This window comes from Caballeronia sp. (genome assembly GCF_028292365.1).
Taxonomy (GTDB): Bacteria; Pseudomonadota; Gammaproteobacteria; order Burkholderiales; family Burkholderiaceae; genus Caballeronia.
Map to the genome: position 1 here is coordinate 1 of NZ_JAQGMM010000588.1, position 6,865 is coordinate 6,865.

Here is a 6,865-nt window from a genome sequence, read left to right on the forward strand (position 1 = left end):
CCAGCCGCTTGCCCGCGCTCGCCGGCACCGAATGCGCGGCGCCCGCATAAATCAGGCGCGCTTCTTCGCGGCCGGCAATCACTTCAATGGGAAAGCCAAGTGCGTTCTGCGCTTCGGCCAAGAATTCATCGGCGTTCTTGGCGACGCGCAGTGTATTGGTCGCGACCGCGCGCACGTGGTCGGGATGGAAGTCCCGCAGCCGTTCGCCGAACCGCTTCAACGCGTCCCAGCCGCGCAGTTGCGAGGCCCGGTCGAGGAATTTGTCCCGCGACAGTCCCGCCGCAAGCCGCACGGGTTCACGTAGCGCGTCGACCTGATAGATCGGGCTGCCGGAAGGCGTCTCCTCGACGCGACCGACGATCAGCCTGAAGCTGTTCGATCCGAGATCTACGGCTGCCAAAAGATGAGGGGGGTTGACCATCGATTTTCCAGGTTCCGTAGGGTTGTGCCCGCTAGCGTCTTACAGCTCCAACGGTACGGGCAGCATTTGAACACGCCGGGGCTGCGGCAGCGCGCCAATTTTAAGTCCAAGCGGACGACTGTGCTGGTCTTGCAAACAATCCAATGCAGCAAACTACGCCAATGAATCGATCTTCGATTGTCAGACGAAATTGGGCAAACCTCGCCAGAATCAACCTTATCTGAGACCTGCGTTAGATTTATGACATTACGATTTCACAAAAACGTCATCATACTGTGATGCGTTCCGAGCGATCCTTGCACATTCTGTTTTTTTGACTGCCAATACTATCGATGTCCTTACGCTATCCCCTTCTTAATCGCGAACTGGGCATTCTGGGTTTTAACGAACGTGTATTGTCGCAAGCCGCCGATACCGCCGTTCCGCTGCTCGAACGGCTTCGCTTCATCTGTATTACCAGCAGCAACCTGGACGAATTTTTCGAAGTCCGCATGGCCGGCATGCAGGAACAGATGCGCGACAACCCGGGCTCGCTCTCGCCTGACGGCATGTCGCTGCAGCATGTGTACGACCTCGTGGTCGAACGTGCGCATCGGCTGGTCCATCAACAATACGTCATGCTTCAGAACACCGTGTTTCCCGCGCTGGAAAGCGAAGGAATCTACTTTCACGGCGTGGAATCGTGGAGCGAGGCGCAGACCGACTGGGCCCGTGATTATTTCCAGAACGAGTTGCTGCCGGTGCTCACGCCAATCGGCCTTGATCCCGCTCATCCGTTTCCACGCGTGCTGAACAAGAGCCTGAACTTCGTGGTTGAGCTGGAGGGCAAGGACGCGTTCGGCCGCCAGGCCATGATGGGCATTGTGCAGGCGCCGCGCGCGCTGCCGCGGCTCGTGCGCATGCCCGAGGCGCTGTCGGGCTATCCGCACGGTTTTGTGCTGTTGAGCTCGCTGATGCAGCGTTTTGTCGACGCGCTGTTTCCGCACCTGATGGTGCGCAGTTGCAACCAGTTCCGCATCACGCGCAACAGCGAATTGTTCGTCGATGAAGACGAAATCACCAACCTGCGCGTGGCGCTGCAGGGCGAACTGCCCGCGCGGCATCTGGGCAATGCGGTGCGCCTGGAAGTGTCGGCAGAAACGCCGCCGCACATGATCCGGCGCCTGCTTGACGAGAGCGAACTGAACGACCGCGATTGTTATCGCGTGGACGGGCCGGTCAATCTCGTGCGCCTGATGCAGTTGCCCGAGATGGTCGACCGGCCGGACCTGAAGTTCGTGCCGCACATTCCGGCGGTGCCGAAGGCTATTGCGGCAGCATCGAATATGTTCGATTCCATCGATCAGGGCGATATCCTCCTGCACCATCCGTACGAGAGTTTTCAGCCCGTGCTCGAGTTGCTGCTGCAGGCGGCCAAGGACCCGCAAGTGGTCGCGATCAAGCAAACAATTTATCGAACCGGCACCGACTCGCCGCTGATGGACGCGCTGATGCAAGCCGCGCGCAACGGCAAGGAAGTCACCGTGGTGGTGGAACTGCTCGCGCGCTTCGATGAAGAAACGAATATCAACTGGGCGTCGCAACTCGAAGCCGTGGGTGCGCATGTGGTGTACGGCGTGGTCGGCCACAAATGCCACGCGAAAATGATGCTGATCGTGCGGCGCGTCTCGCAGAACGGCAAGATGGTGCTCAGGCGTTATGTGCATCTGGGCACGGGCAACTATCATCCGCGCACGGCACGTCTTTATACCGATTTCGCCGTGATGACGTCGGATCAGCAAGTCTGCGAAGACGTGCATCACGTGTTCCAGCAACTCACCGGCATCGGCGGCGAATTACGCCTGCATCAGCTCTGGCAAGCCCCTTTTACGCTGCACCCGAATCTGATCGAAGCCATTCGTGCTGAAGCCGAGAACGCGCGTGCGGGAAAGAAAGCGCGGATCGTCGCGAAGATGAATGCGTTGCTCGAACCGACCGTGATCATCGCGTTGTATGAAGCGTCTCAGGCCGGCGTGAAAATCGACTTGATCGTGCGTGGCGTCTGCGCGTTGAAACCCGGCGTGGAGGACCTGTCCGAGAACATCACGGTGCGCTCCATCGTCGGACGTTTTCTCGAACATCACCGCATCTTTTATTTTTATGCGGGCGGAGAAGAGAAGGTCTATTTGTCGAGCGCGGACTGGATGGACCGCAACTTCTTCCGGCGTGTGGAAGTGGCATTTCCCGTGAACGACCGCCGCCTGAAACGGCGCGTGATCGCGGAAGGACTGTCCGTGTTTCTCGGCGATAACCAGTCGGCATGGCTCATGCAAAGTGACGGGCATTACAAGCGGCGGCGTCCGGGCAAGTCGATGCGCAATGCGCAACTGGGTCTGCTCGCGAAGTTCTGTCCTTGATGCGCTGACTGACGGTTTGATAAGCCGCTTAAGCGAATTAAGCCGCGATCGATTTTCTCATCGCCGTACGGGCAGCCGAAAACTTGACCGAGAAGGTGCTTCCCCGCCCTTCCTCGCTCTTTACTTCGAGGTCGGCCAGATGGCGTTGCAACACATGCTTCACGATTGCAAGCCCCAAGCCCGTGCCACCGGTATCCCGCGAGCGGCTTCTATCCACGCGATAAAACCGCTCGGTCAAACGTGGAATATGTTCGGGCGGAACACCGAGTCCGCTATCGCGCACTGAAAACACTGCACGATCTCGAACGCGCTGCCACGAGACATCAATCGTTCCGCCATCCGGCGTATAGCGAATCGCATTCGTCACCAGATTCGCGAGCGCACTGACAATCTCCGTTTCCGAACCGGACACCGTCAACGCTTCATCAACATCGAATGTAATTCGATGCCGGCCATTCGAAAGATTATCGGCGTCTTCTTCAAGATGGCGCAGCACCGCGCGCATATCGAGAACATCGTCGCCGGGCGGTTTGACATCGCCTTCCAGATTCGCGAGCACGAGCAGGTCGCGCACAATATTCTGCATCCGCGACGACTGCTGTTCCATCATTTCCAGGTAACGCGCCCGGTCGGATTCATTCAGCGGCAACTCGCGCATGGTTTCAAGAAAGCCGGACAGCACCGTCAGCGGCGTCTTCAACTCGTGCGAAACGTTCGCGACAAAATCGCGGCGCATGGAATCGGTTCTTTCCAGTTCCGTTATGTCCTGAGTCAGAATCAGTTTCCGGTTTTCACCGTAGGGAAATATTTGCACCGACAACACATGCTGCCGGTTCAGCCCCATCCCGCGCATGACCAGCACCGACTCATAATGCTGCGAAGCGAGATAACGAACGAAGTCGGGTTGACGCACGAGATGCGTAATGTGCTGGCGCAGATCGCGTTTCGCGTCCAACCCAAAATGGGTTTCCGCAATGGCGTTGCACCACTCGATCTGGTCGCTGTCGTCGAGCATGGCCACGCCATTCGGCGACGCCTGGATACCCTGGATAAACCGTGAATGTTGCTGCTCGACCTGACGCACCTGGGCATGCCAACGCTTGGCAAGCTTATGCAGCCGGTAATAAATCTCGCCCCACACGCCCGGTGCGCTCGGCACTTCGCCATACACGGGCGCGTCGAGCAAGCGCCACAAGCGTTGCGTATGAAAGGTGGTGAAGAGGGTTTGCAGAACCAACATGACCAGCGCGAAACCAAGCGCGGCGCGCACTCCGAACAGCACGCCAACGATCCCGCTCAATACCGCGAGCAACGCGAGGGACACGAGAGAACGCGTCCAGATGATATTCATGAATTAGCGGATCGAGATTATTACCACGCGACCACGATTGGTCGCGGGTCTCATTTACTCTTGTCATGCACTCTCATCAAGCACTCTTGGCTAGCCTGTAACCACTGCCACGAACCGTTTCAATCATAGCATCGCAACCAGCGGGCTTTAAGGCGGCGCGCAGACGCTTGATATGCACGTCGACGGTCCGCTCCTCCACGAATACGTGATCGCCCCAGACCTGATCCAGCAATTGCGTGCGGCTATGCACGCGCTCAGGGTGCGTCATGAAGAAATGCAACAAGCGGAACTCGGTCGGTCCGAGATCGAGCTTGATATCGTCACTGCCATGACCGTTCGAATGCGCCGCCACCCTGTGAGTAGCCGGATCGAGACGCAAGCCGTTGATTGCGACCACGTCTTCCGTCAATTGCGGTGCGCGCCGGCGCAATACCGCCTTGATCCGCGCCATCAATTCTTTCGGCGAAAACGGCTTCGTCACATAATCGTCCGCACCAATTTCAAGTCCGAGCACCTTGTCCTGCTCGTCGCCGCGAGCAGTGAGCATGATGATCGGAATATGTTTCGTGCGTTCGTTGCCCCGTAATTCCCGCGCAAAGGCGATGCCGGATTTACCCGGCAGCATCCAGTCGAGAAGCACCAGGTCGGGCAAGACGTCGCTGATCAGGTTTTGCGCCTGTTCCGCGTTATAAGCACGAATGGGGCAATGGCCCGCGTGTTGCAGATTCACCGAAATCAATTCGGAAATCGCGGGTTCGTCTTCTATAACGAGAATGCTGCTGGGCATCGGCACCTCTGTAACCTTCTTCGCGTAAGTTAAACAACCAACATTGGGATCAGAAAAGAATCAGCTGAGTGCTTCGCGTTCGAGTTGATCGCGCGACACATGGCGGACATCCGTTCCCTTCACAATGTAAATAATGAACTCCGCAATGTTCTTTGCATGATCGCCAATCCGTTCGACCGCTTTAGCGATGAACAGATAATCGAGGCCCGCCGAAATCATGCGCGGATCTTCCATCATGTACGTGACCAGCTTGCGCACGAACGCGCGGAATTCTTCGTCGATGGCTTTGTCGTCGCGAACAATTTGCGCGGCGGCAACCGTATCCAGGCGTGCGAAAGCATCTAGTGCACGGCGCAAGATGGACACCGCCATTTCGCCCGACAACTTGATCTCGGCGATATTGACGTTACGCCCCATGCCATCTTCGTTAATGCGTCTCACGCGCTTGGCGATCTTCTCGGCTTCGTCACCGGCACGCTCGAGATTCGTAATCGTTTTCGAAATCGCCATCAACAAACGCAGGTCACGCGCAGCCGGCTGACGGCGCGCGATGATGTTGCTGCATTCCTCGTCGATCTCGACTTCCATGGTGTTCAGCCGCTGTTCGGCGAGCACCACCGCTTCGACAATTTCCATGTCGAACGTATTGAGCGCCTGCATGGCGTGGATGATCTGCGACTCGACCAGACCGCCCATTTCCAGCACCTTCGATGACACCGCATTCAGATCGGCGTCGAACTGGCTCGACAAATGTTTATCGGACATATGTGCTCCCTGAAGTCCTTTTTTAGCCCGTTATGCTCTCAACCAAACCGGCCGGTAATGTAGTCTTCCGTTTCCTTGCGGGACGGCTTGATGAAGATCTTTTCCGTATCGCCGAATTCAATCAATTCGCCCAGATACATGTATGCAGTGTAGTCCGAACAACGCGCCGCCTGCTGCATGTTGTGCGTGACGATCACCACCGTGTAGTCATCTTTGAGTTCGGCGATCAATTCTTCAATGCGGCCCGTCGAAATCGGGTCAAGCGCGGAGCACGGTTCGTCGAGCAGCAGCACTTCCGGGCGAATCGCAATGCCGCGTGCAATACACAGGCGCTGCTGTTGTCCGCCCGACAGGCCATAACCGCTTTGCTGCAGCTTGTCCTTCACTTCGTTCCAGAGCGCCGCTTTCGTCAGCGCCCACTCCACGCGGTCGTCCATTTCCGAGCGCGACAGTTGCTCGAACATCTTCACGCCAAACGCGATGTTGTCGTAGATCGACATGGGGAACGGCGTCGGCTTCTGGAACACCATGCCCACGCGTGCACGCAGCAACGAGATATCGCGGCTGGTATCGAGCAGGTTGTTGCCGTCCATCAGGATCTCGCCTTCCGCGCGCTGCTCCGGATACAGCGCGTACATCTTGTTGAACGTGCGCAGCAGCGTGGACTTGCCGCATCCCGACGGACCGATGAACGCCGTCACCTTATGTTCAGGAATCCGCAGGTTAATGTTCTTCAGCGCATGAAACTTGTTGTAGAAGAAGTTGAGGTTGTTCACCTCGATCTTCGGTTTCATCGATCCGACCGGCGGTGCGTGATGGGTCGGCTTGAAGCTGCCGGGTGCTGCACCGCGTTCGACCGGAGCCGTGCTGGCATTGTCACCGCTGGCGGCCGGATTAGCGTTCCGGGCGCTCACATCGCTTGCGACTGTGTTCATGGAAAGGTTTCCGCCTTATTTTTTCGAGAAGATCGTGCGTGCCAGGATGTTCAGACCGAGCACGCCGAGCGTGATCAGGAACACGCCGGCCCACGCGAGCGCTTGCCATTGTGGGAACGGGCTCATCGCGAACTTGTAGATCGTGACGGGCAGGTTGGCCACCGGTTGATTCATGTCCCACGAGAAGAACTGGTTGGACAGCGCCGTGAA

Annotated in this window: 5 protein-coding genes and 2 pseudogenes; 1 reads left to right on the top strand and 6 read right to left on the bottom strand. The window is 57.5% G+C overall.

Annotation, left to right across the window (positions count from 1 at the left end; translation table 11 throughout):
• A pseudogene (locus JWR14_RS34700) lies at positions 1-421 on the bottom strand (exopolyphosphatase); the annotation flags it as partial.
• Between the two features lie 332 nt (positions 422-753).
• Here JWR14_RS34700 and ppk1 point away from each other — a divergent pair.
• A complete protein-coding gene (gene ppk1, locus JWR14_RS34705; RefSeq protein WP_299718524.1) occupies positions 754-2,817 on the top strand; it encodes a polyphosphate kinase 1 in 2,064 nt (687 codons plus the stop codon).
• 37 nt (positions 2,818-2,854) lie between these two features.
• On the opposite strand, the gene phoR is transcribed toward ppk1, so the two are convergent.
• From phoR to pstA, 5 genes and pseudogenes are all read right to left on the bottom strand, one after another.
• The gene (gene phoR, locus JWR14_RS34710; protein WP_299718526.1) at positions 2,855-4,168 is read right to left on the bottom strand and encodes a phosphate regulon sensor histidine kinase PhoR; all 1,314 of its coding nucleotides are present in this window, start codon (positions 4,166-4,168) and stop codon (positions 2,855-2,857) included.
• Positions 4,169-4,244: 76 nt separating this feature from the next.
• Positions 4,245-4,955, bottom strand: a complete 711-nt coding sequence (gene phoB, locus JWR14_RS34715) for a phosphate regulon transcriptional regulator PhoB (protein WP_299718529.1) — start codon at positions 4,953-4,955, stop codon at positions 4,245-4,247.
• Between the two features lie 60 nt (positions 4,956-5,015).
• Complete coding sequence (gene phoU, locus JWR14_RS34720; protein ID WP_299718531.1) at positions 5,016-5,720, bottom strand: phosphate signaling complex protein PhoU; 705 nt, start codon at positions 5,718-5,720, stop codon at positions 5,016-5,018.
• 38 nt (positions 5,721-5,758) lie between these two features.
• Positions 5,759-6,514 carry a phosphate ABC transporter ATP-binding protein PstB gene (gene pstB / locus JWR14_RS34725; RefSeq protein ID WP_031363387.1) on the bottom strand — a complete coding sequence of 252 codons (756 nt, stop codon included), beginning with the start codon at positions 6,512-6,514 and terminating at the stop codon, positions 5,759-5,761.
• A 156-nt stretch (positions 6,515-6,670) separates the two neighbouring features.
• A pseudogene (gene pstA, locus JWR14_RS34730) lies at positions 6,671-6,865 on the bottom strand (phosphate ABC transporter permease PtsA); the annotation flags it as partial.